General features: G+C 54.5%; 22 protein-coding genes and 1 other annotated feature. Of the genes, 13 read left to right on the forward strand and 9 right to left on the reverse strand.

The window, feature by feature from the left end:
- Positions 1-4: 4 nt before the first annotated feature.
- From chbR to chbG, 3 genes are all read left to right on the forward strand, one after another.
- The gene (gene chbR, locus L362_RS17460) at positions 5-823 is read left to right on the forward strand and encodes a transcriptional regulator ChbR (RefSeq protein WP_008500673.1); all 819 of its coding nucleotides are present in this window, start codon (positions 5-7) and stop codon (positions 821-823) included.
- A 109-nt stretch (positions 824-932) separates the two neighbouring features.
- Positions 933-2,288 (forward strand): 6-phospho-beta-glucosidase, encoded by a 1,356-nt coding sequence (locus L362_RS17455; RefSeq protein ID WP_023343930.1) that lies wholly within the window; start codon positions 933-935, stop codon positions 2,286-2,288.
- An 11-nt stretch (positions 2,289-2,299) separates the two neighbouring features.
- A complete protein-coding gene (chbG, locus tag L362_RS17450) occupies positions 2,300-3,049 on the forward strand; it encodes a chitin disaccharide deacetylase (protein WP_023343931.1) in 750 nt (249 codons plus the stop codon).
- A gap of 93 nt (positions 3,050-3,142) precedes the next feature.
- Here the strand turns inward: chbG and katE are convergent, their stop codons facing one another.
- On the reverse strand, positions 3,143-5,392 hold the full coding sequence (gene katE / locus L362_RS17445) for a catalase HPII (protein ID WP_023343932.1): 2,250 nt from the start codon (positions 5,390-5,392) through the stop codon (positions 3,143-3,145).
- Positions 5,393-5,559: 167 nt separating this feature from the next.
- Here katE and cedA point away from each other — a divergent pair, with 167 nt between their 5' ends.
- Positions 5,560-5,835, forward strand: a complete 276-nt coding sequence (gene cedA / locus L362_RS0122845; RefSeq protein WP_255344119.1) for a cell division activator CedA — start codon at positions 5,560-5,562, stop codon at positions 5,833-5,835.
- Positions 5,836-5,883: 48 nt separating this feature from the next.
- On the opposite strand, the gene tcyP is transcribed toward cedA, so the two are convergent.
- The 3 genes from tcyP to hxpB form a co-directional block, all read right to left on the reverse strand.
- Positions 5,884-7,275 (reverse strand): cystine/sulfocysteine:cation symporter, encoded by a 1,392-nt coding sequence (gene tcyP, locus L362_RS17440; RefSeq protein ID WP_008500667.1) that lies wholly within the window; start codon positions 7,273-7,275, stop codon positions 5,884-5,886.
- Between the two features lie 127 nt (positions 7,276-7,402).
- Positions 7,403-7,993, reverse strand: a complete 591-nt coding sequence (locus L362_RS17435) for a metal-dependent hydrolase (RefSeq protein ID WP_014883483.1) — start codon at positions 7,991-7,993, stop codon at positions 7,403-7,405.
- A 101-nt stretch (positions 7,994-8,094) separates the two neighbouring features.
- Positions 8,095-8,766, reverse strand: coding sequence for a hexitol phosphatase HxpB (hxpB, locus tag L362_RS17430; RefSeq protein WP_023343934.1), 672 nt, complete (start codon positions 8,764-8,766; stop codon positions 8,095-8,097).
- A 148-nt stretch (positions 8,767-8,914) separates the two neighbouring features.
- Between hxpB and L362_RS17425 the strand changes: the two genes are divergently transcribed.
- Positions 8,915-9,451: a YniB family protein gene (locus L362_RS17425; RefSeq protein WP_008500663.1), complete on the forward strand. Its 537-nt coding sequence runs from the start codon at positions 8,915-8,917 to the stop codon at positions 9,449-9,451.
- 36 nt (positions 9,452-9,487) lie between these two features.
- On the opposite strand, the gene L362_RS17420 is transcribed toward L362_RS17425, so the two are convergent.
- The 3 genes from L362_RS17420 to pfkB all read right to left on the reverse strand — a co-directional run bounded on the left by L362_RS17420 (position 9,488) and on the right by pfkB (position 11,783).
- A complete protein-coding gene (locus L362_RS17420; RefSeq protein ID WP_008500662.1) occupies positions 9,488-10,348 on the reverse strand; it encodes a fructosamine kinase family protein in 861 nt (286 codons plus the stop codon).
- A 105-nt stretch (positions 10,349-10,453) separates the two neighbouring features.
- On the reverse strand, positions 10,454-10,744 hold the full coding sequence (gene ghoS, locus L362_RS17415) for a type V toxin-antitoxin system endoribonuclease antitoxin GhoS (RefSeq protein WP_023343935.1): 291 nt from the start codon (positions 10,742-10,744) through the stop codon (positions 10,454-10,456).
- Between the two features lie 106 nt (positions 10,745-10,850).
- Positions 10,851-11,783: a 6-phosphofructokinase II gene (gene pfkB, locus L362_RS17410; protein ID WP_023343936.1), complete on the reverse strand. Its 933-nt coding sequence runs from the start codon at positions 11,781-11,783 to the stop codon at positions 10,851-10,853.
- Between the two features lie 295 nt (positions 11,784-12,078).
- On the opposite strand from pfkB, the gene L362_RS17405 reads away from it, so the two are divergent.
- Positions 12,079-12,837, forward strand: a complete 759-nt coding sequence (locus L362_RS17405) for a DUF481 domain-containing protein (RefSeq protein WP_021241081.1) — start codon at positions 12,079-12,081, stop codon at positions 12,835-12,837.
- 80 nt (positions 12,838-12,917) lie between these two features.
- Here L362_RS17405 and yniD read toward each other — a convergent pair whose 3' ends face one another.
- Positions 12,918-13,025, reverse strand: coding sequence for a small membrane protein YniD (gene yniD / locus L362_RS24580; protein ID WP_008500658.1), 108 nt, complete (start codon positions 13,023-13,025; stop codon positions 12,918-12,920).
- A gap of 98 nt (positions 13,026-13,123) precedes the next feature.
- Positions 13,124-13,324 (reverse strand): stress response membrane protein YncL, encoded by a 201-nt coding sequence (yncL, locus tag L362_RS25075; protein ID WP_084635613.1) that lies wholly within the window; start codon positions 13,322-13,324, stop codon positions 13,124-13,126.
- A gap of 216 nt (positions 13,325-13,540) precedes the next feature.
- Here yncL and thrS point away from each other — a divergent pair, with 216 nt between their 5' ends.
- The 7 genes from thrS (at position 13,541) to pheT (ending at position 20,407) form a co-directional block, all read left to right on the forward strand.
- Positions 13,541-15,469 carry a threonine--tRNA ligase gene (gene thrS, locus L362_RS17400; protein ID WP_008500657.1) on the forward strand — a complete coding sequence of 643 codons (1,929 nt, stop codon included), beginning with the start codon at positions 13,541-13,543 and terminating at the stop codon, positions 15,467-15,469.
- Positions 15,470-15,472: 3 nt separating this feature from the next.
- The gene (gene infC, locus L362_RS0122855) at positions 15,473-16,015 is read left to right on the forward strand and encodes a translation initiation factor IF-3 (protein ID WP_023616141.1); all 543 of its coding nucleotides are present in this window, start codon (positions 15,473-15,475) and stop codon (positions 16,013-16,015) included.
- Positions 16,016-16,112: 97 nt separating this feature from the next.
- The gene (gene rpmI / locus L362_RS17395) at positions 16,113-16,310 is read left to right on the forward strand and encodes a 50S ribosomal protein L35 (RefSeq protein WP_001124225.1); all 198 of its coding nucleotides are present in this window, start codon (positions 16,113-16,115) and stop codon (positions 16,308-16,310) included.
- A 49-nt stretch (positions 16,311-16,359) separates the two neighbouring features.
- A complete protein-coding gene (gene rplT, locus L362_RS17390; RefSeq protein ID WP_000124850.1) occupies positions 16,360-16,716 on the forward strand; it encodes a 50S ribosomal protein L20 in 357 nt (118 codons plus the stop codon).
- A 117-nt stretch (positions 16,717-16,833) separates the two neighbouring features.
- Positions 16,834-16,958, forward strand: a sequence feature (Phe leader region).
- Positions 16,839-16,883, forward strand: coding sequence for a pheST operon leader peptide PheM (pheM, locus tag L362_RS24590; protein WP_001386830.1), 45 nt, complete (start codon positions 16,839-16,841; stop codon positions 16,881-16,883). Its footprint overlaps the feature before it by 45 nt.
- 62 nt (positions 16,959-17,020) lie before the next feature.
- On the forward strand, positions 17,021-18,004 hold the full coding sequence (gene pheS, locus L362_RS17385) for a phenylalanine--tRNA ligase subunit alpha (RefSeq protein ID WP_021241084.1): 984 nt from the start codon (positions 17,021-17,023) through the stop codon (positions 18,002-18,004).
- A gap of 15 nt (positions 18,005-18,019) precedes the next feature.
- Positions 18,020-20,407 (forward strand): phenylalanine--tRNA ligase subunit beta, encoded by a 2,388-nt coding sequence (pheT, locus tag L362_RS17380; protein WP_023343937.1) that lies wholly within the window; start codon positions 18,020-18,022, stop codon positions 20,405-20,407.
- Positions 20,408-20,410 lie beyond the last annotated feature (3 nt).

Below are 20,410 nucleotides of genomic sequence, written 5' to 3' on the forward strand. Positions count from 1 at the left end.
CACGATGGAAATTAAAACCGCACTTGAACAGCAGCTGTTTAATGGCAAAAATTTTCACGTGGTTATCTACAACAAGACGGAGAGCGCCAGCGGTCTGCATCAGCATGACTATTACGAGTTCACGATTGTTCTGACCGGCCGCTACTACCAGGAGATCAACGGTAAGCGCGTTCTGCTTGAACGAGGGGATTTTGTCTTCCTGCCGATGGGATCTTATCACCAGAGCTTTTACGAATTTGGTGCCACCCGCATTTTGAATGTGGGCGTCAGCAGACGTTTCTTCGAGAAGCACTATCTGCCGCTGGTGCCGTTCTGCTTTGTGGCCTCTCAGGTTTATCGCGTCAAAAACGAGTTCATGACCTGGATTGAAACGGTTATCGCCTCGCTTAACTTCCGCGACAATGAATTTGATGAGTTTATTGAAACGGTGACCTTCTACGTGATGAACCGGCTGCGCCATCATCGTGAAGAGCAGCAGGTGACGGATGATATTCCGCAATGGCTGCGCAGCACCGTTGAGCTGATGCACGATAAAAGCCAGTTCAGCGAAAATGCGCTGGAAAATATGGTCTCCCTGTCGGGCAAATCCCAGGAATATCTGACCCGCGCGACGCAGCGTTATTACCGTAAAACGCCCGTGCAAATTATTAATGAAATCCGCATTAATTTTGCTAAAAAACAGCTGGAAATTACCAACTATTCTGTCACCGATATTGCATACGAGTCAGGATACAGCAGCCCCAGCCTGTTTATTAAAACCTTTAAGAAATTGACGTCATTCACACCGAACAGTTACCGGAAAAATTTGACGGTAATTAATTAACTGTCGGCGGATTACCCGCCACGAATATTGCTTTAATGGCTTGCCCAAATAGCGGGAAGAGCACGCTATATCTTGCAGGCGATTAACCTGATACGCTAAGGGAGATATTATGCAGAAGAAATTAAAAGTCGTAACCATTGGTGGCGGCAGCAGCTATACCCCGGAATTACTCGAAGGTTTCCTGAAACGTTATCATGAATTACCGGTCAGCGAATTATGGCTGGTGGACGTTGAGGAAGGTCAGGAGAAGCTGAATATTATTTTCGACCTGTGCAAGCGCATGGTGGAAAAAGCGGGCGTACCTCTGACCGTGCATAAAACCCTCGATCGTCGTCTGGCGCTGAAAGATGCGGATTTTGTTACCACCCAGCTGCGCGTCGGCCAGCTGAAGGCGCGTGAGCTGGACGAGCGTATTCCCCTGAGCCACGGCTATCTGGGGCAGGAGACCAACGGCGCGGGCGGCCTGTTTAAAGGCCTGCGCACCATCCCGGTGATTTTCGACATCGTCAAAGACGTGCAGGAGATCTGCCCGAACGCGTGGGTCATTAACTTCACCAACCCGGCCGGTATGGTGACCGAGGCGGTCTATCGTCATACGAACTTCAAACGCTTTATCGGCGTCTGTAATATTCCGATCGGCATGAAGATGTTCATCCGCGACGTGCTGGCGCTGACCGACAACGACGATCTCTCCATCGATCTGTTCGGCCTGAACCACATGGTGTTTATTAAGGATGTCATCGTGAACGGGGAATCGCGCTTTGCCGAGCTCCTCGACGGCGTAGCCTCCGGTCGTCTGACGGCGGCATCGGTGAAAAACATCTTTGACCTGCCGTTCAGCGAAGGGCTGATCCGCTCGCTGAATCTGCTGCCTTGCTCGTACCTGCTTTACTACTTCAAGCAGAAAGAGATGCTGGCCATCGAAATGGGCGAGTATTATAAGGGCGGTGCGCGCGCGCAGATCGTTCAGAAGGTCGAAAAGCAGCTGTTCGATTTGTATAAAGACCCGAACCTGAACGTCAAACCGAAAGAGCTGGAGCAGCGCGGCGGGGCCTACTACTCCGATGCGGCGTGCGAAGTGATAAACGCCATCTACAACGACAAGCAGGCTGAGCACTATGTTAACGTCCCGCATCACGGCCATGTCGACAATATTCCGGCTGACTGGGCCGTTGAAATGACCTGCATCCTGGGGCGCGAGGGGGCTAAACCGCATCCGCGTATCACCCGCTTCGATGACAAGGTCATGGGGCTGATTCATACCATCAAAGGCTTTGAAGTGGCAGCAAGCAACGCGGCGCTGAGCGGGGAACTCAATGACGTGCTGCTGGCCCTGAACCTCAGCCCGCTGGTGCATTCTGACCGCGACGCGGAGCAGCTGGCCAGCGAGATGATCCTGGCGCATGAAAAATGGTTGCCGAACTTTGCCGCCACGATCGAGAAGCTGAAGTTCAAACAGCAATAAGAGGACGCACAATGGAAAACCTGCTGATCGTTAATGCTGATGATTTTGGTCTCTCGAAAGGTCAGAACTACGGCATTATTGAAGCCTGTCGCCGGGGGGTTGTGACCTCTACAACGGCCCTGGTTAACGCTGAGGCGGTTGAACACGCGGCGCAGCTGAGCCGCGAGGTGCCAGAGCTGGGCGTCGGCATGCATTTTGTGCTGACGCTCGGGATGCCGCTTTCGCCAATGCCGGGCCTGACGCGCGACGGCCAGCTGGGTAAATGGATTTGGGAACGGGCGGAGCAGGGTGCTCTGCCGCTCGAAGAGATTGCCCGCGAGCTGGAGTGCCAGTTCAACCGCTTCGTTGATGTGTTTGGTCAGGCGCCGACGCACATCGACAGCCATCACCACGTGCATATGATCCCGGCGATTTTCCCGCTTGTCGCCGGGTTTGCACAGCGCAAAGGCGTGGCGATGCGCGTGGATCGCAATGTGCACGGATTGCCGGACTGCGCTGTTAGATCCACTGAGGGGTTCAGTAGCGCGTTTTACGGAGAAGAGATCAGCGAAGCGCTGTTCCTGAAGGTGCTGGATGATTCCGCTGCCCGCGGTGAAACGTCGGTAGAAGTGATGGCGCATCCTGCCTTTGTCGATAACACCGTGCGTAAAAGTGCCTACTGCTGGCCGCGGCTGGCGGAGCTGGACGTGCTGACGTCGGCCTCGCTGAAATACGCGATTGCCGAATGCGGGTATCGGTTGGGGACGTTCAGGGAGCTGTAAGAGTTGCCGGGTGGCGGCTTCGCCTTACCCGGCCTACGAACGACCTGCTAACTCTTGTAGGCCCGGTAAGGCGAAGCCGCCACCGGGCTTTTTTTACGCCGGAATCTGATCGACCTTGCTGCTTCGCGACCAGACGCGGTGCGCGGCGAGCAAATCAAACAGCTTCGTCATGAAGGCATCGTCAACGTTATCGCCCTCGACAATGCCGTCCTCACCCTGATCGGCCACCTTCAGCTGCGCTTTAAACTGTCGCGCATCGCCGGACAGCGCGATCGGTTTCAGGTGCTTATAGGCTTCCAGCAGATAATAGACGGCGTCGCCGTTGGTCAGCAGACTGGCAAGATCTCCGCCTGGCACAATCACCGCATCGACGGTGAGCGATGGCGCACCGGCAAAGGTCGCCGCGACCGGCAGCACAGAACCATCGTCGGCCGTCACCTCACCCATGCGGGAATAGAGCAGTTTGGCATGCACGCCCTGGGTTTTTAGCGCCTGCATGATCCCCAGCACGTCGCTGGCGCGGGTTTTGTCGTTCAGCAGAATGGCAACCACGCGGCCTTTAATCGAGCCGCCCGGCAACGCATACAGGCTCAGCGACGGATCTTTCTTCACGCCGTTAACCTCTTTCGGCGGAGCGAGGTTACGCTGCTCGTCGGTCAGCGTAATGCCCAGGTTGTCCGCGACGCTCTGGGCAAGCTGAACATCAATATGCGCCAGCTGATCGACCACGCGCTCGCGGATGTAGGTGCGCACCACTTTACTCAGCTCAAAGCTGAAGCCGCCGATGATGTGCTGTTGCTCAATCGGCGTCTGGCTGTTCCAGAACAGGCGAGGGTGGGCGTAATACTCGCCGAACGAGGGGCTGCGCTCGCGAATTTTATTGCCATCGATACGCTCCTGATAGGATTCGAATCCACCGCGTTTCGGTCCGGGAGGCGTTTCACGCGGCCAGTTATCGTTGATGGAGTTCGGCTCATAGTTCGCCGGGTTGGTATCAATATCCTGACGGTGCATCCCGTCGCGCTGGAAGTTGTGGTACGGGCAGGTTGGGCGGTTAATCGGAATTTCGTGGAAGTTCGGCCCGCCCAGACGGCTAATCTGCGTATCGGTATAGGAGAACAGGCGTCCCTGCAGGAGCGGATCGTTGGTGAAGTCCAGCCCCGGCACGATATGCCCCGGGTGGAACGCGGCCTGCTCGTTTTCGGCAAAGAAGTTATCCGGGTTGCGGTTGAGCACCATTTTACCCACCAGCTGCACCGGCACCAGCTCTTCCGGGATCAGCTTCGTCGGGTCCAGAAGGTCGAAATCGAACTTAAATTCGTCCTCTTCCGGGATGAGCTGCAGGCCCAGCTCGTATTCCGGGAAGTCGCCCGCTTCAATGGATTCCCAGAGCTCGCGGCGATGGAAGTCCGGATCGCGCCCGGTCAGCTTCTGCGCCTCGTCCCACACCAGCGAGGCTTTACCCGCCACCGGCTTCCAGTGGAAACGGACAAACGTGGCTTTCCCCTCGGCGTTGATCATTCGGAAGGTATGGATGCCGAACCCCTCCATGGTGCGGTAGCTGCGGGGGATCCCGCGGTCTGACATCGCCCACATCACGTTGTGTAAGGTTTCAGGCTGCAGGGAGACATAGTCCCAGAAGGTGTCGTGCGCACTTTGTCCCTGCGGTATGGCCCAGTGGGGCTCCGGTTTTACCGCATGGACAAAGTCAGGAAATTTATGCGCGTCCTGAATGAAAAACACCGGGGTGTTATTGCCCACCAGATCGAAAATGCCCTCTTCGGTATAAAACTTGGTGGCAAAGCCGCGGATATCACGCACCGTGTCTGCCGAACCTGCGCCACCCTGCACGGTGGAGAAACGCACAAAGACCGGGGTAATTTTATCCGGGTCGGAGAGGAAGTCCGCTTTGGTGATCGCCTTCAGGCTCTTGTAGGGCTGAAAATAGCCGTGCGCAGCGGAACCGCGTGCGTGGACGATGCGTTCCGGTATCCGCTCGTGGTCAAAATGGGTGATTTTTTCCCGCAGAATGAAGTCTTCCAGCAGGGTTGGCCCGCGCGAGCCTGCGCGAAGGGAGTTCTGATCGTCAGCAATGCGCACGCCCTGATTGGTGGTGAGCGCAAAACCTTCGCCGCCTTTACGGTGTGGCTCAAGCGATTTCAGCTTCTCGTTTCCCGTATCCGGGGATTTCATGCTTCCCGGTGCGGTAGGCTGTTCGCCAGGGGCTGATGGGCCCGGCGAGGGGCGGTGAGAGCCGTCAGAAGGGGCGAGAGAGTCCATGCCCGGTTGAGATTCTTCAGTGCCATGAATCGGTGATTGATGTGTTTTATCTTTGTTCGACATTGCACGCTTCTCCTTTATCCATTGCTAAAAACCCTATTAAGGATAGAACAATGTCGTGAGATGGCTCGCGAACTAAGAGTTTTCACATGCCAGCATTAACGAAAGGAGCCATCTCACCCACTCGGAGCGCGACGGAAGGCAGCAGGATCGGCTATCATAGAATTTTCCTGCTTCAAGAATTTGCTTTAGTGAATCCGTCGCTTATGAAACCTCTTCGTCAACAAAACCGCCAGGTTATTAGCTATGTGCCCCGCGTTGAGCCCGCGCCGCCAGACCATGCCCTGAAAGTGGATGGTTTTCGCGATGTGTGGCAGTTACGGGGGAAATTCGTGGCCTTTGTGCTGATCGGCGAGCATTTCCGTCGCTCTCCCACCTTTACGGTGCCGGAGTCCGCACAGCGGTGGGCGATGCAGATCCGCCAGGATGAAGAGGTTGAAGAATAACAGCCATAAAAAAACCGCCTGTTGGCGGTTTTTTTATATCTACAGCGATTAACGATGCGCCAGTTCGGCGTCGTCTTCACTTTCCAGAATCGCTTTGTCGGTCTGCTTCAGCCACTGGCTGGTCAGCGTACCGGCGGTCATGGAGCCGCTGACGTTCAGCGCGGTACGGCCCATGTCGATCAGCGGCTCAACGGAGATCAGCAGCGCGACAAGCGTCACAGGCAGGCCCAGCGCAGGCAGCACAATCAGCGCGGCGAAGGTTGCACCGCCGCCAACACCCGCAACGCCTGCGGAGCTTACGGTAACAATCCCGACCAGCGTGGCGATCCAGACTGGATCCAGCGGGTTAATGCCGACTGTAGGAGCAACCATTACCGCCAGCATCGCCGGATACAGACCCGCACAGCCGTTCTGACCAATAGTGGCACCAAAGGAGGCAGAGAAGCTGGCGATGGATTCAGGCACGCCCAGACGACGAGTCTGTGCTTCAACGTTCAGCGGAATAGACGCGGCGCTGGAACGGCTGGTGAAGGCAAAGGTCAGTACCGGCCAGACCTTACGGAAGTATTTCAGCGGGCTGACGCCGTTCACGCCCAGCAGGATGCCGTGCACCACGAACATAATGCCAAGGCCCAGGTAAGAGGCGACAACGAAGCTGCCCAGCTTAATGATGTCCTGCAGGTTAGAGCCGGCAACCACTTTGGTCATCAGCGCCAGCACGCCGTAAGGGGTGAGCTGCATGACCAGACGAACCAGCTTCATCACCCAGCTTTGCAGGGTATCAATCGCGGTCAGCACGCGTTCGCCTTTTGGCGCATCGTCTTTCAGCAGCTTCAGCGCCGCCACGCCCAGGAACGCGGCGAAAATAACCACGCTGATGATGGAGGTTGGGCTCGCACCGGTCAGGTCAGCAAACGGGTTCTTCGGAATGAAGGAGAGCACCATCTGCGGCACGGTCAGGTCAGCTACTTTACCCACGTAGTTGGTCTGAATCGCAGTCAGACGCGCCGTTTCAGCGGTCCCCTGAACCAGACCCTCTGCGGTCAGGCCAAACAGGTTAGTGACCAGCACACCCACCAGCGCGGCAATCAGCGTGGTGAACAGTAGCGTACCAATGGTCAGGAAACTGATTTTTCCCAACTGGGTCGCGTTATGCAGGCGGGCAACGGCGCTCAGAATAGAGGCGAACACCAGCGGCATAACGATCATCTGCAGCAGCTGAACATAGCCGTTACCGACAATGTTGAACCACTGAATGGAATCTTTCAGTACTGGATTATCGGAGCCATAAATAGCCTGTAATGCCAGACCAAATACGACACCCATGGCCAGACCAACCAGCACCTTTTTCGCCAGGCTCCACTGTTTATGGCGAGCCTGCGCGAGAAGCAATAGCAATACAACGAACACAACGACGTTCGCGATGAGTGGAAAATTCATCCCCGTTCTCCTGATTTATTATCGGGTCGGTTTTTACCGATCCTGTTGGCGGAAGGTTAGCAGAAGTGTGATGTCGCGCTTATATCCAAATGGAATGGGTTATGACAAATGGGATAGTTTTGTTGGTTTACTGTTCAATCTGGTGGTGAATAAAGCGATTGAACTGAAATTGTAGCGAATTAATCATCTGGGAAGACCAGCGGACTGCACTGTTTTCGGGCAACGTTTGCGGCATCCAGACGGCGTAAGCAAACAGCGCCATGCACAAGACGCGCTCAAGCTGGTTCCCTTTCTGCGGTGCCAGGATAGGAAAACGGAAGCGCCAGCGGCAGGGCCACAGCAGAGGTACGCCCGCGGGCGTCAGCATATCGGCCAGAATATGGCTCAGATAGCCCAGCACCATCCCCTGAATGGCATCGGCGGGGACGATCCAGCTTTCGGGCACTTTTAAATAGAAAAGCGTCAGCAGGCCAAACACGGCCAGCAGGCTGTGCGTAAACCCCCGGTGGCCGAACGCGCGGGCGATGGGTTTTGACACCCACTTCAGGCGCTGACCGAGGAAGGACTTGGGATGGTCAATATCGGGCAGCAGACAGGTCAAAACGGCGGAAGGGACGATATGCCACCAGTCCCCCTGTGCCAGCACGGGGGTGAGTTCAGCGTTTTTGGCAAATACTGCGCACGCGATAGAAAAAAGCAGGTGGCCTTCCGCCGTCATGATAAAACCCATAAAACTGTCAATTCATACAGTATAGGGTTTTTGTACAGTAGGCGGAAGAGGTGACGGTGTAACTGTTTGTCACAAACCGGAGGAGGGGCTTAACCGCCCCGCAGGTGATGCGCCGTGAGTTCTGCCAGTGAAATCAGCTTCGCATCGGCAAGGGCAAACCGGGGATCGTGGCGGCCTTCTTCCGCAGGCACCACAATGGAGCGCATCCGCGCGGCTTTAGACGCTATCATGCCGTTAACGGAATCTTCCAGCGCAACGCAGTTGAGGGGATCCACGCCGAGCTTAGCGGCACAGTCGAGATAGACCTGCGGGTGCGGCTTGCTGTAAGGCAATTTCTCAGCGGACGCCAGCGCGTCGAAACTGTCGCGCAGTTCAAACATGATGAGCACTTTTTCCAGCATATGCAGCGGTGACGCCGAGGCCAGGCCGACCTTGAGCCCCTGGGCTTTACACAGCGCGACGGCCTCACGTACGCCGGGCAGCAGCGGCTTGCTCTCTTCTACCAGCGAAATGGCGCGGCTGATAATGCGCGCGGTCACTTCATCACGACCCGGTCCAGCCCACGGCTGTTGGGCAAACCACAGGTCAACCACCATATCGATGCGCAGGCCCAGCGTATCGGGAAGTTCATTACGGCGGCTGATGTCCACGCCCAGGCTGGCCATGACCTCCAGTTCGGCGCGATCCCACAACGGTTCGGAATCGATCAGTAATCCATCCATGTCAAAAATTGCGGCAAGAATTTGGCGCGGTGTCGACATCACAACGTCTCCTTATCCAGGGTGTTCGACAGACGATAAGTGCTAAGCACACTCTGCAATTTAGCATATTGCTTTTAAAGAGCGGGCGAAATTGATGACCAGCAGGTAGACTTAGGCACAAATAACGCGTCTTTATGAAGAGGAACTGATGACGTATCAACAAGCTGGACGCATTGCGGTCTTAAAACGTATTGCTGGCTGGGTGATTTTTATTCCTGCCGTCATTTCTACGCTGATTTCTGTACTCAAATTTATGTACGATCACAGCGAAAAACAGCCGGGTATCAATGCAGTTATGCTTGATTTTGCGCATGTGATGATTGAGATGATGCGTTTTAATACGCCATTCTTGAATGTCTTCTGGTTTAACTCACCGACCCCGGATTTTCAGCATCAGCTGAATATCGGCTTTTGGGTGATCTACGCCCTGATCTTTGTTGCGCTGGCGCTGCAGGCCTCTGGCGCGCGAATGAGCCGTCAGACGCGCTTCTTACGCGAGGGCGTTGAGGACCAGCTCATTCTGGAACAGGCCAAAGGCCCGGAAGGCATGAGCCGGGAGCAGATTGAATCCCGCATTGTTGTGCCGCGCCACACTATTTTCCTGCAAATTTTTCCGCTCTATATCCTTCCCGTGATTATCATTGTGGCAGGATACTTCTTCTTCTCACTGCTCGGTTTTCTGTAACCGATACGGGTGGCGGCAAAGCCACCCGTTCGCGTCTCAGGCGGCAAGCATGCGCTCAAGCGCCCGCTGGGCGTTAACCAGGTGTTCCCCACCAAAAAGTATGGCGCGGTTCATCAGCGTATAAAGCTGATACACCGGTTGACGATCGAGGAAGCCGGGCGGCAGGGGCGAAACCGACTGATACCCGTCGTATATCTGCGGCGGTTGTTCAGGATGCAGCGGCAGCATGGCAAGATCGCACTCACGGTCGCCCCAGTAGCAGGCCGGGTCGAAGATATAGGGGCCGTTGGGCCCCAGCGCGCAGTTATCGGACCACAAATCACCGTGGAGCAGAGACGCCTGAGGCTGGTGGGAGGCCAGGCGCTGCTGCACGTGCTCGACGATGGCATCAATATTGCCAAACTCCAGCCCTTTCTCGGCGGCAAGCTCAAGCTGCCAGCCAATGCGCTGCTCGGCAAAAAACGTCGACCAGCGACGCTGCCAGGCATTGGGCTGTGGCGTGGTGGAGAGATCGTTGTCAAAATCAAGGCCAAACTGCGGCTGGTCGCTCCACTGATGGAGGCGCGCTAGCTGCTGGCCAAGAATGAAAGCGTTATGGGCATCCAGCGGACGGGCGGGGAGATATTCCATGACCAGAAAACTGTAATCGCGGTCGCTACCGACGGCCAGAACCTGCGGGACCGTCACCGTTTTACTGCGCGACAACAGCTCCAGCTGATCGGCTTCGGCGGTAAAAATCGGAAGCAGCTCGCGTTCATCGCATTTTACGAAGAGATCGCGCCCTGCGTAGCGTAAATGCCACGCGGCGTGGATCTCTCCGCCTGGCAGTTCGTTACGCAGTTCAATTTCACCTTCACCCAGCTGCTCACTTAAAAGATGACTGATAGCCTGCCACATGTTGACTCTCCCATGTTGTCTGCCAGATCATAAAGTTAGCGCATTATTGCGGTAAAAAAATACGAACTAACGCACACCTGAGCGGTTTAATTTCATACAGGGCACTTATTGTTCTTTTTTCTGCCAGCTTTCCCAGGTGTCGACGTCAATTTCGGCTGGCTTGTCGGTCCCACTTTCCACCAGGCTGGCGGCCAGCGCATGGACCTCTTCTTTATTCAGCGCGCCGATCAGGCCAAATGTCAGAGTGCCTAAATCATGAATATTGCCTTCGTCATCCGTCAGGGTAAGGAGAAAATTAGCCCGGGTGAAGGCATTGTTGAGCTCATTTAGCTCGGTAAGCGATGCCTCATGAAGGTTGACGGTTACGACATAACGAGTGATGTCACCACTGCTCATAATTCACCTCATTGTTATCATGGAAGTTTTCTTAGCATAGTCGATAGTTTGCGTTTGGCGACTCGGGGATGACGTTCCCCTTCATGCAGATGAAGGGGAACAGACGTTAATTTCGGGACAGGTAATCGACGATTTTTTGCGTATCGGCCAGCGAACAGAGGCGCGTGCCCTGGTTGATGGTGGCGGCGCTACCCGCCGCCACGCCGTAGCGCGTCATCTCCAGCAGTGACGCACCCTGCGCAAGCTTAAGCGTCATCGCACCCACCATGCTGTCACCCGCGCCAACCGTGCTCTGGCTCTTCATCGGCGGTGGAACAACCTGAACGGACGACGTTTCATCGACGGCCAGCGCCCCCTGCGGACCGAGGGAAACCACCACGCGTCGCGCTTTGCCGCTGCGTACCAGCTCCTGCGCGGCGGTGCGCACATCGTCAGGCTGCGTCAGTTCGCGGTTGACCAGCGCGCTTAGCTCTTTCTGGTTGGGTTTGACCAGCTCAAGATTGCCCGGCACTAAGGCCGCATGCAGGGCCTCGCCGCTGCTGTCGACGATGCAGCGGATACCGCGTTGCTGCGCCGCCTGAATCAGCGCGGTTAATTTTTCCGTGCTGACGCCGGGCGGCAGGCTGCCGCTGACCACCAGCAGCGCGCCGCTTTCTATCGTCAGCACTTTCTCTTCAAGCTGACGAAACTCGTCATCGGTGAGTTTCGCGCCCGGCATGACAAACCGGTACTGCTCGCCGCTGGATTCCACGTGAACATGCAGGTTTTGCCGCGTCCAGTCTTTCGCCTCGACGGTCTCTACGGCCACCTGTTCATCTGCCAGCAGGGAGACCAGGTGTTCACCGGTAGCACCGCCTGCGGGGAAAATGGCCGTGGCTTTGCCGCCGAGGTGGGTAATGGCGCGCGCCACGTTGATACCGCCACCGCCGGGCTCAAAGACCGGGGCGCTACAGCGCAATTTACCTTCCGGATAAATCTGCGGCGTCAGGGTGGCGGAATCAAGGGAAGGGGAGAGCGTCAGGGTGTAGATAGGAACCATCATTACCTCCTTTTAGCATGGGTTCCTTTTAGTCTGGCACCATTTGACAGGAAGGCAATGTAAATAACAGTATGATTTTAAATATGAATAGTGAATAAAAGTGAGGCCGGAGACATATAAAATAAAACGCTTTTTGGGATCGTTCTTATTCAAAAAATGAAATAAGAAAACATTGCTATGTTATTTGCGGCTTTTTATAATTTGTTACCTTTCTCTGGACGCCTTGTCATTGATCCTCAAGAAAGATTCCGGGACCGTGTGGTCTCTTTTTTTGTTGTACGGACTCCTTAATAAAATGAAGCTTTTAAAGACAGTGCCCGCTGCACTGATGCTGGCGGGTGGCGTGTTTGCGGCTATGAACGCGACCGCCGATGATTCCGTTTTTACTGTCATGGACGATCCCTCCACCGCGAAAAAACCGTTTGAAGGTAACCTGAACGCGGGGTACCTGGCACAATCCGGTAACACCAAAAGCTCTTCTCTGACGGCGGACAGTACGCTTACCTGGTACGGTAATACCACCGCCTGGTCTCTGTGGGGTAATGCCAGCAATACGTCCGCTAATGACGAACGCTCTTCCGAGAAATATGCGGTAGGCGGACGTAGCCGTTACAACATGACCGACTATGACTACCTGTTTGGTCAGGCAAGCTGGTTAACCGACCGTTACAACGGTTATCGCCAGCGTGATGTGTTCACCGCGGGTTATGGTCGTCAGTTCCTGAACGGTCCGGTACACAGCCTCCGTTTTGAATTTGGTCCCGGTGTGCGTTATGACGAGTACACCAATGGCGATACCAAAACCCAACCGCTCGGTTACGCTTCTGGTACCTATGCCTGGCAGATGACTGATAACACCAAATTTACACAGGGTGTTTCTGTATTTGGTGCCGACGACACGACGCTGAACTCTGAGACGGCGCTCAACGTGGCCATCAACGAACACTTTGGTCTGAAAGTCGCCTACAACGTGACCTGGAACTCTTCACCACCAGAGTCTGCGCCGGATCATACCGACCGCAGAACCACGGTTTCACTGGGTTATAGAATGTAATAAAGACGGGCCGATGATAATGTCGGCCCGTTTATTCTCTCTGATCTTGTGACGTCCCTTCTGATGAGCTCTACTCGCCCCTAACCCCAAATCATCGCCGCCCAACGGAGTAACAGCATTGCGCCGCAGATGGCAATCAGCACCAGCACCATTTTCCAGTGTTTTACGGCAAATCGTTTTGTTGGCATAACCTAATCCTTGTTCGTTGATATCCACAGTCTACCAAACAGGGCCTGAAGATGCCCCTTCGCAGGAACGATTGGGTTATGCCAGCGTAGGGGGCGGTTCAGAACCAGTGGAATCGTTCGGCGAGAATCAACAATAAACCTGTGGCGGAAAGGATGTTCAATATCACAACCGTTCTACTGGATACGTTCATGGTATGCACCTTTGGGTTTAAAGACCTGTTCAAGAGTAGCCCTGCATTTCTAAATTGCGAGCGCCGGGAATATGCAACCTGCAAATTCATGCGAAAGTGCCAGCACATCAATCTGCCAGCAGAGGGTGCAATCTCCCTTTTGTTAGTGTTAACATTGCAAGGCTTGCCGTATATCCGGCGTTGTCTGATTTTCCGGCAGGTGAATGATGACGAACCAATTTGACGATTGTTGGTCAGATGGTGTCGTAATCTATTGTCAAATCACGATTATTTTCTTTGTATATGCTCTTATGTGTGGGGCATCACTGCAAATAAGGATATAAAATGCCTGTAATTACTCTTCCTGATGGCAGCCAACGCCATTTCGACCGCGCAGTTAGCCCAATGGATGTTGCCCTGGACATCGGTCCTGGTCTCGCGAAAGCGACCATCGCCGGCCGTGTCAACGGTGAGCTGGTGGATGCCTCCGATCTGATCGAAAACGATGCGACACTGGCCATCATCACCGCAAAAGATGAAGAAGGTCTGGAGATCATTCGTCACTCATGCGCGCACCTGTTGGGCCATGCCATCAAACAGCTGTGGCCAAACACCAAAATGGCGATCGGTCCGGTTATCGATAATGGTTTCTACTACGACGTTGACCTTGACCATACCCTGACTCAGGAAGATATCGACGCGCTCGAAAAACGTATGCACGAGCTCGCCGAAACGAACTATGACGTCATCAAGAAGAAAGTCAGCTGGCACGAAGCGCGTGAAACCTTCGTGAAGCGCGGCGAGAGCTATAAGGTCTCGATTCTTGACGAAAACATTTCGCATGATGACAAGCCTGGCTTGTACCATCACGAAGAATACGTCGACATGTGCCGTGGACCGCACGTGCCGAACATGCGCTTCTGTCATCACTTTAAGCTGATGAAGATCGCAGGCGCCTACTGGCGCGGCGACAGCAACAACAAGATGTTGCAGCGTATCTATGGTACCGCATGGGCCGATAAAAAAGCCCTGAACGCTTACCTGCTGCGTCTGGAAGAGGCGGCGAAGCGTGACCACCGTAAAATCGGCAAGCAGCTTGACCTGTACCACATGCAGGAAGAAGCGCCGGGTATGGTGTTCTGGCATAACGACGGCTGGACCATCTTCCGTGAACTGGAAACCTTCGTACGCTCCAAGCTGAAAGAGTACCAGTATCAGGAAGTGAAAGGCCCGTTCATGATGGACCGTGTGCTGTGGGAAAAAACCGGCCACTGGGACAACTACAAGGATGCGATGTTCACCACCTCCTCTGAGAACCGTGAATACTGCATCAAGCCAATGAACTGCCCGGGCCACGTTCAGATCTTCAATCAGGGTCTGAAATCCTACCGTGACCTGCCGCTGCGTATGGCGGAGTTCGGTAGCTGCCACCGTAACGAGCCATCAGGTGCGCTGCACGGTCTGATGCGCGTGCGTGGCTTTACGCAGGATGATGCGCATATCTTCTGTACCGAAGATCAGGTCCGTGACGAAGTTAACGCCTGTATTCGTATGGTCTACGATATGTACAGCACTTTTGGCTTCGAGAAGATCGTGGTCAAACTCTCAACGCGTCCGGAAAAACGTATCGGTAGCGATGAGACCTGGGATCGCGCAGAAGCGGATCTCGCCGTGGCGCTGGAAGAGAACGGTATTCCGTTCGAATACCAGCTGGGCGAGGGCGCATTCTACGGTCCGAAAATTGAATTTACCCTGTATGACTGCCTCGATCGCGCATGGCAGTGCGGTACTGTACAGCTGGACTTCTCCCTGCCGCAGCGTTTAAGCGCCTCTTATGTTGGCGAAGACAACGAGCGTCAGGTGCCGGTAATGATTCACCGTGCCATTCTCGGTTCTCTGGAACGCTTCATCGGCATCCTGACCGAAGAGTTCGCCGGCTTCTTCCCAACCTGGCTTGCGCCGGTGCAGGTGGTGGTGATGAACATTACCGATTCTCAGGCAGATTACGTTAAAGAATTGACGCAGAAACTACAAAATGCGGGCATTCGCGTAAAAGCAGACTTGAGAAATGAGAAGATTGGCTTTAAAATCCGCGAGCACACTTTACGTCGTGTCCCGTATATGTTGGTCTGTGGTGATAAAGAGGTGGAAGCAGGCAAAGTTGCCGTTCGCACCCGCCGTGGTAAAGACCTGGGCAGCCTGGACGTAAGTGAAGTGATTGAGAAGCTGCAACAAGAGATTCGCAGCCGCAGTCTTCAACAACTGGAGGAATAAGGTATTAAAGGCGGAAAACGAGTTCAAACGGCACGTCCGAATCGTATCAATGGCGAGATTCGCGCCCAGGAAGTTCGCTTAACAGGTCTGGAAGGCGAGCAGCTGGGGATTGTGAGTCTGAGAGAAGCAATCGAAAAGGCTGAAGAAGCTGGAGTAGATTTAGTTGAAATCAGCCCTAACGCCGAACCGCCAGTTTGTCGTATCATGGACTACGGCAAGTTCCTTTATGAAAAGAGTAAGTCTTCTAAGGAACAGAAGAAGAAGCAAAAAGTTATCCAGGTTAAGGAAATCAAATTCCGTCCTGGTACCGACGATGGCGATTATCAGGTAAAACTCCGCAGCCTGATTCGCTTTCTGGAAGATGGCGATAAGGCCAAGATCACACTGCGTTTCCGCGGTCGTGAGATGGCCCACCAACAGATTGGTATGGAAGTGCTTAACCGCGTCCGTGACGATCTGAGTGAACTGGCAGTAGTCGAATCCTTCCCAACGAAGATCGAAGGCCGCCAGATGATCATGGTGCTCGCTCCTAAGAAGAAACAGTAAGGCCTTCAAGCAGCAAAATCTGTGGAGCCTTCGGGTTTCATAGGTTTTGTTCGCCTATGTTTCGTTTATTTAACAATGCGAAGTGGAAGTTATTAAAATGCCAAAAATTAAGACCGTACGCGGTGCTGCTAAGCGCTTCAAAAAAACCGGTAAAGGTGGTTTTAAGCACAAGCACGCTAACCTGCGTCACATTCTGACTAAGAAAGCTACCAAGCGTAAACGTCACCTGCGTCCAAAAGCCATGGTTTCTAAAGGCGATCTGGGCCTGGTCATCGCGTGCCTGCCGTACGCATAAGTCGTTTCGTTTAACTTTTTTAACTTAGAATAGATACAGGAGAGCACACATGGCTCGCGTAAAACGTGGTGTAATTGCACGTGCACGTCACAAGAAAATTTTGAAACAAGCTAAAGGCTACTACGGTGCGCGTTCACGCGTATACCGCGTTGCCTTCCAGGCTGTTATCAAAGCAGGTCAGTACGCTTACCGTGACCGTCGTCAGCGTAAGCGTCAGTTCCGTCAACTGTGGATTGCGCGTATCAACGCAGCAGCACGTCAGAACGGTATTTCTTACAGCAAATTCATCAACGGCCTGAAAAAAGCCTCTGTTGAAATCGACCGTAAGATCCTGGCTGACATCGCAGTATTCGACAAAGTAGCGTTCACCGCTCTGGTCGAAAAAGCGAAAGCAGCACTGGCATAAGCCAGTTGAGAGAGGGGGCCTGGCTCCCTCTTTTCATATAACCCTGTAAGAAGATTGACATTTACCCGTGCAGGCTTTTCAATAAGGTCTCAACGGTTTTTACCCAACAAGGTAACGCAAGCATGAATGCTGCTATTTTCCGCTTCTTCTTTTACTTTAGCACCTGACTTCAGGAGGCTAGCGCGTGAAAGATGAAACGAAAAACAGCGCCAGATAAGCCTCCCGATGGAGGCTTTTTTTGTGCCTGAATTTGAGAGAATAACTCCACCAAATCGGTGTCTGCACCGACATAATGAGGAAAATCATGTCACATCTCGCAGAGCTGGTTGCCAGTGCAACAGCCGCCATTAATCAGGCCTCAGATGTTGCCGCGTTAGACAATGTCCGCGTCGAATATCTTGGGAAGAAAGGGCACCTGACCCTTCAAATGACAACCCTGCGTGAGCTGCCGCCAGAAGAGCGCCCGGCAGCGGGGGCGGTGATTAACGAAGCCAAAGAGCAGGTACAGCAGGCGCTGAACGCACGCAAAGCCGAGCTGGAAAGCGCGGTGCTGAATGCGCGTCTGGCCGCAGAGACGATCGACGTTTCTCTGCCGGGTCGCCGCATCGAGAACGGCGGTCTGCACCCGGTTACCCGCACCATCGATCGCATTGAAAGTTTCTTCGGTGAGCTCGGCTTTACCGTGGCGACTGGCCCGGAAATCGAAGATGATTACCACAACTTCGATGCTCTGAACATTCCTGGCCATCATCCGGCACGCGCTGACCACGACACTTTCTGGTTCGACGCGACGCGTCTGCTGCGTACCCAGACCTCCGGCGTTCAGATCCGTACCATGAAGGATCAGGCGCCGCCAATCCGTATTATCGCGCCGGGCCGCGTCTATCGTAACGACTACGATCAGACCCACACCCCAATGTTCCACCAGATGGAAGGCCTGATTGTTGATAAAAACATCAGCTTCACCAACCTGAAAGGCACGCTGCACGATTTCCTGAACAACTTCTTTGAGGAAGATCTGCAGGTTCGTTTCCGTCCGTCCTACTTCCCGTTCACCGAACCGTCTGCGGAAGTTGACGTGATGGGCAAAAACGGCAAATGGCTGGAAGTGCTGGGCTGCGGCATGGTGCATCCAAACGTCCTGCGCAACGTGGGTATCGATCCGGAAGTTTACTCCGGCTTCGCCTTCGGTATGGGCATGGAGCGTCTGACCATGCTGCGCTATGGCGTCACCGACTTACGTGCATTCTTCGAAAACGATCTGCGTTTCCTCAAACAGTTTAAATAAGGGCAGGACAGAACAATGAAATTCAGTGAACTGTGGTTACGCGAGTGGGTGAACACCACGCTGGACAGCGACGCGCTTTCTAATCAGATTACCATGGCGGGCCTGGAAGTGGACGGCGTTGAGCCGGTTTCAGGGGCATTCAACGGCGTGGTCGTCGGTGAAGTGGTAGAGTGCGGTCAGCACCCTAACGCGGACAAACTGCGCGTAACAAAAGTAAACGTAGGCGGTGACCGTCTGCTGGATATCGTCTGCGGTGCGCCAAACTGCCGCCAGGGACTGAAAGTGGCCGTGGCGACCGTCGGTGCGGTACTGCCGGGCGATTTCAAAATCAAAGCGGCTAAGCTGCGCGGCGAGCCGTCTGAAGGCATGCTGTGTTCCTTCTCCGAGCTGGGTATTTCCGACGATCACAACGGCATCATTGAGCTGCCGCTGGATGCGCCAATCGGCACCGACATCCGCGAATACCTGAAGCTTGATGACAACACCATCGAAATTAGCGTCACGCCAAACCGCGCTGACTGCTTAGGGATCATCGGCGTGGCGCGCGACGTTGCCGTGCTGAACCAGACCGAGCTGAACGCGCCGGAGATTGCCCCGGTTGAAGCGACCATCAGTGACGTGCTGCCTATCCAGGTTGACGCTGCGGATGCCTGCCCGCGCTATCTCGGTCGCGTGGTGAAAGACATCAACGTGAAAGCGCCAACCCCGCTGTGGATGAAAGAGAAGCTGCGCCGCTGCGGTATCCGCTCTATCGACGCCGTGGTTGACGTGACTAACTACGTTCTGCTGGAACTGGGCCAGCCAATGCACGCCTTCGATAAAGATCGTATCGAAGGCGGTATTGTGGTGCGCATGGCGAAAGAGGGCGAAACCCTGGTTCTGCTGGACGGCACCGAAGCGAAACTGAACGCCGACACCCTGGTGATTGCTGACCACAGCAAAGCGCTGGCAATGGGCGGTATCTTCGGAGGCGAGCATTCGGGCGTCAACGACGAAACGCAAAACGTTCTGCTGGAGTGCGCGTTCTTCAGCCCGCTTTCCATCACCGGTCGCGCACGCCGTCACGGCCTGCACACCGATGCGTCCCACCGCTACGAGCGCGGCGTGGATCCTGCGCTGCAATACAAAGCGATGGAGCGTGCGACTCGCCTGCTGATCGACATCTGCGGCGGCGAAGCGGGCCCGGTTATCGACGTCACCAACGAAGCCACGCTGCCGAAGCGTGCGACCATCACCCTGCGTCGCAGTAAGCTGGATCGCCTGATTGGGCACCACGTTGCCGACGCGCAGGTGACCGATATTCTGAAGCGTCTGGGTTGCGACGTAACCGAAGGTCAGGACGAGTGGAAAGCCGTTGCGCCGTCATGGCGTTTCGACATGGAAATTGAAGAAGATCTGGTGGAAGAAGTGGCCCGTGTTTATGGCTACAACAACATCCCTGACGAGCCTGTGCAGGCAGGTCTGGTGATGGGCACCCACCGTGAAGCCGACCTGTCCCTGAAGCGTGTAAAAACCATGCTGAACGACAAAGGCTATCAGGAAGTGATCACCTACAGCTTTGTTGATCCAAAGCTGCAGCAGCTCATCCACCCGGGTCAGGAAGCGCTGATCCTGCCAAGCCCAATTTCCAGCGAAATGTCCGCGATGCGTCTGTCCCTGTGGACGGGCCTGCTGGGCACTATCGTTTACAACCAGAATCGCCAGCAAAACCGCGTGCGAATTTTCGAAAGCGGTTTGCGCTTTGTACCGGATAATCAGGCAAATTTAGGCATCCGTCAGGATCTCATGCTGGCTGGCGCCATCAGCGGTAACCGTTATGAAGAGCACTGGGACCTGGCAAAAGGCACGGTTGATTTCTACGATATGAAGGGCGATCTGGAAGCGATTCTGGATCTGACCGGTAAATTATCTGAAATTGAATTCCGCGCAGAAGCCATTCCGGCCCTGCATCCAGGCCAGAGCGCCGCCCTCTATTTAGACGGCAAACGCATTGGTTTTATTGGGGTTGTTCACCCTGAGCTGGAGCGTAAACTGGACCTGAATGGCCGTACCATCGTGTTCGAGCTGGAATGGAACCTGGTGGCAGACCGCGTGATTCCTCAGGCTCAGGACGTCTCCCGCTTCCCGGCAAACCGCCGTGATATCGCGGTTGTGGTCGCGGAAAATGTGCCCGCAGCAGATATTTTGGCCGAATGTAAGAAAGTTGGCGTAAATCAGGTAGTTGGCGTAAACTTATTTGACGTGTACCGCGGCAAGGGCGTAGCAGAGGGCTTTAAGAGCCTGGCTATCAGCCTGATCCTTCAGGATACCAGCCGTACACTCGAAGAAGAGGAGATTGCCGCTACCGTCGCCAAATGTGTAGAGGCATTAAAAGAGCGATTCCAGGCATCATTGAGGGATTGAACC

It is taken from the genome of Enterobacter sp. MGH 16, assembly GCF_000493175.1.
Classification (GTDB): Bacteria; Pseudomonadota; Gammaproteobacteria; order Enterobacterales; family Enterobacteriaceae; genus Enterobacter; species Enterobacter roggenkampii.

Bases quoted from the DNA above. Each gene is read 5' to 3' on its own strand.
- chbR (WP_008500673.1), top strand. From the start codon at position 5: ATGGAAATTAAAACCGCACTTGAACAGCAGCTGTTTAATGGCAAAAAT.
- L362_RS17455 (WP_023343930.1), top strand. From the start codon at position 933: ATGCAGAAGAAATTAAAAGTCGTAACCATTGGTGGCGGCAGCAGCTAT.
- chbG (WP_023343931.1), top strand. From the start codon at position 2,300: ATGGAAAACCTGCTGATCGTTAATGCTGATGATTTTGGTCTCTCGAAA.
- katE (WP_023343932.1), bottom strand. From the start codon at position 5,392: ATGTCGAACAAAGATAAAACACATCAATCACCGATTCATGGCACTGAA.
- tcyP (WP_008500667.1), bottom strand. From the start codon at position 7,275: ATGAATTTTCCACTCATCGCGAACGTCGTTGTGTTCGTTGTATTGCTA.
- L362_RS17435 (WP_014883483.1), bottom strand. From the start codon at position 7,993: ATGACGGCGGAAGGCCACCTGCTTTTTTCTATCGCGTGCGCAGTATTT.
- hxpB (WP_023343934.1), bottom strand. From the start codon at position 8,766: ATGTCGACACCGCGCCAAATTCTTGCCGCAATTTTTGACATGGATGGA.
- L362_RS17425 (WP_008500663.1), top strand. From the start codon at position 8,915: ATGACGTATCAACAAGCTGGACGCATTGCGGTCTTAAAACGTATTGCT.
- L362_RS17420 (WP_008500662.1), bottom strand. From the start codon at position 10,348: ATGTGGCAGGCTATCAGTCATCTTTTAAGTGAGCAGCTGGGTGAAGGT.
- ghoS (WP_023343935.1), bottom strand. From the start codon at position 10,744: ATGAGCAGTGGTGACATCACTCGTTATGTCGTAACCGTCAACCTTCAT.
- pfkB (WP_023343936.1), bottom strand. From the start codon at position 11,783: ATGGTTCCTATCTACACCCTGACGCTCTCCCCTTCCCTTGATTCCGCC.
- L362_RS17405 (WP_021241081.1), top strand. From the start codon at position 12,079: ATGAAGCTTTTAAAGACAGTGCCCGCTGCACTGATGCTGGCGGGTGGC.
- yniD (WP_008500658.1), bottom strand. From the start codon at position 13,025: ATGCCAACAAAACGATTTGCCGTAAAACACTGGAAAATGGTGCTGGTG.
- yncL (WP_084635613.1), bottom strand. From the start codon at position 13,324: ATGTGCTGGCACTTTCGCATGAATTTGCAGGTTGCATATTCCCGGCGC.
- thrS (WP_008500657.1), top strand. From the start codon at position 13,541: ATGCCTGTAATTACTCTTCCTGATGGCAGCCAACGCCATTTCGACCGC.
- rpmI (WP_001124225.1), top strand. From the start codon at position 16,113: ATGCCAAAAATTAAGACCGTACGCGGTGCTGCTAAGCGCTTCAAAAAA.
- rplT (WP_000124850.1), top strand. From the start codon at position 16,360: ATGGCTCGCGTAAAACGTGGTGTAATTGCACGTGCACGTCACAAGAAA.
- pheS (WP_021241084.1), top strand. From the start codon at position 17,021: ATGTCACATCTCGCAGAGCTGGTTGCCAGTGCAACAGCCGCCATTAAT.
- pheT (WP_023343937.1), top strand. From the start codon at position 18,020: ATGAAATTCAGTGAACTGTGGTTACGCGAGTGGGTGAACACCACGCTG.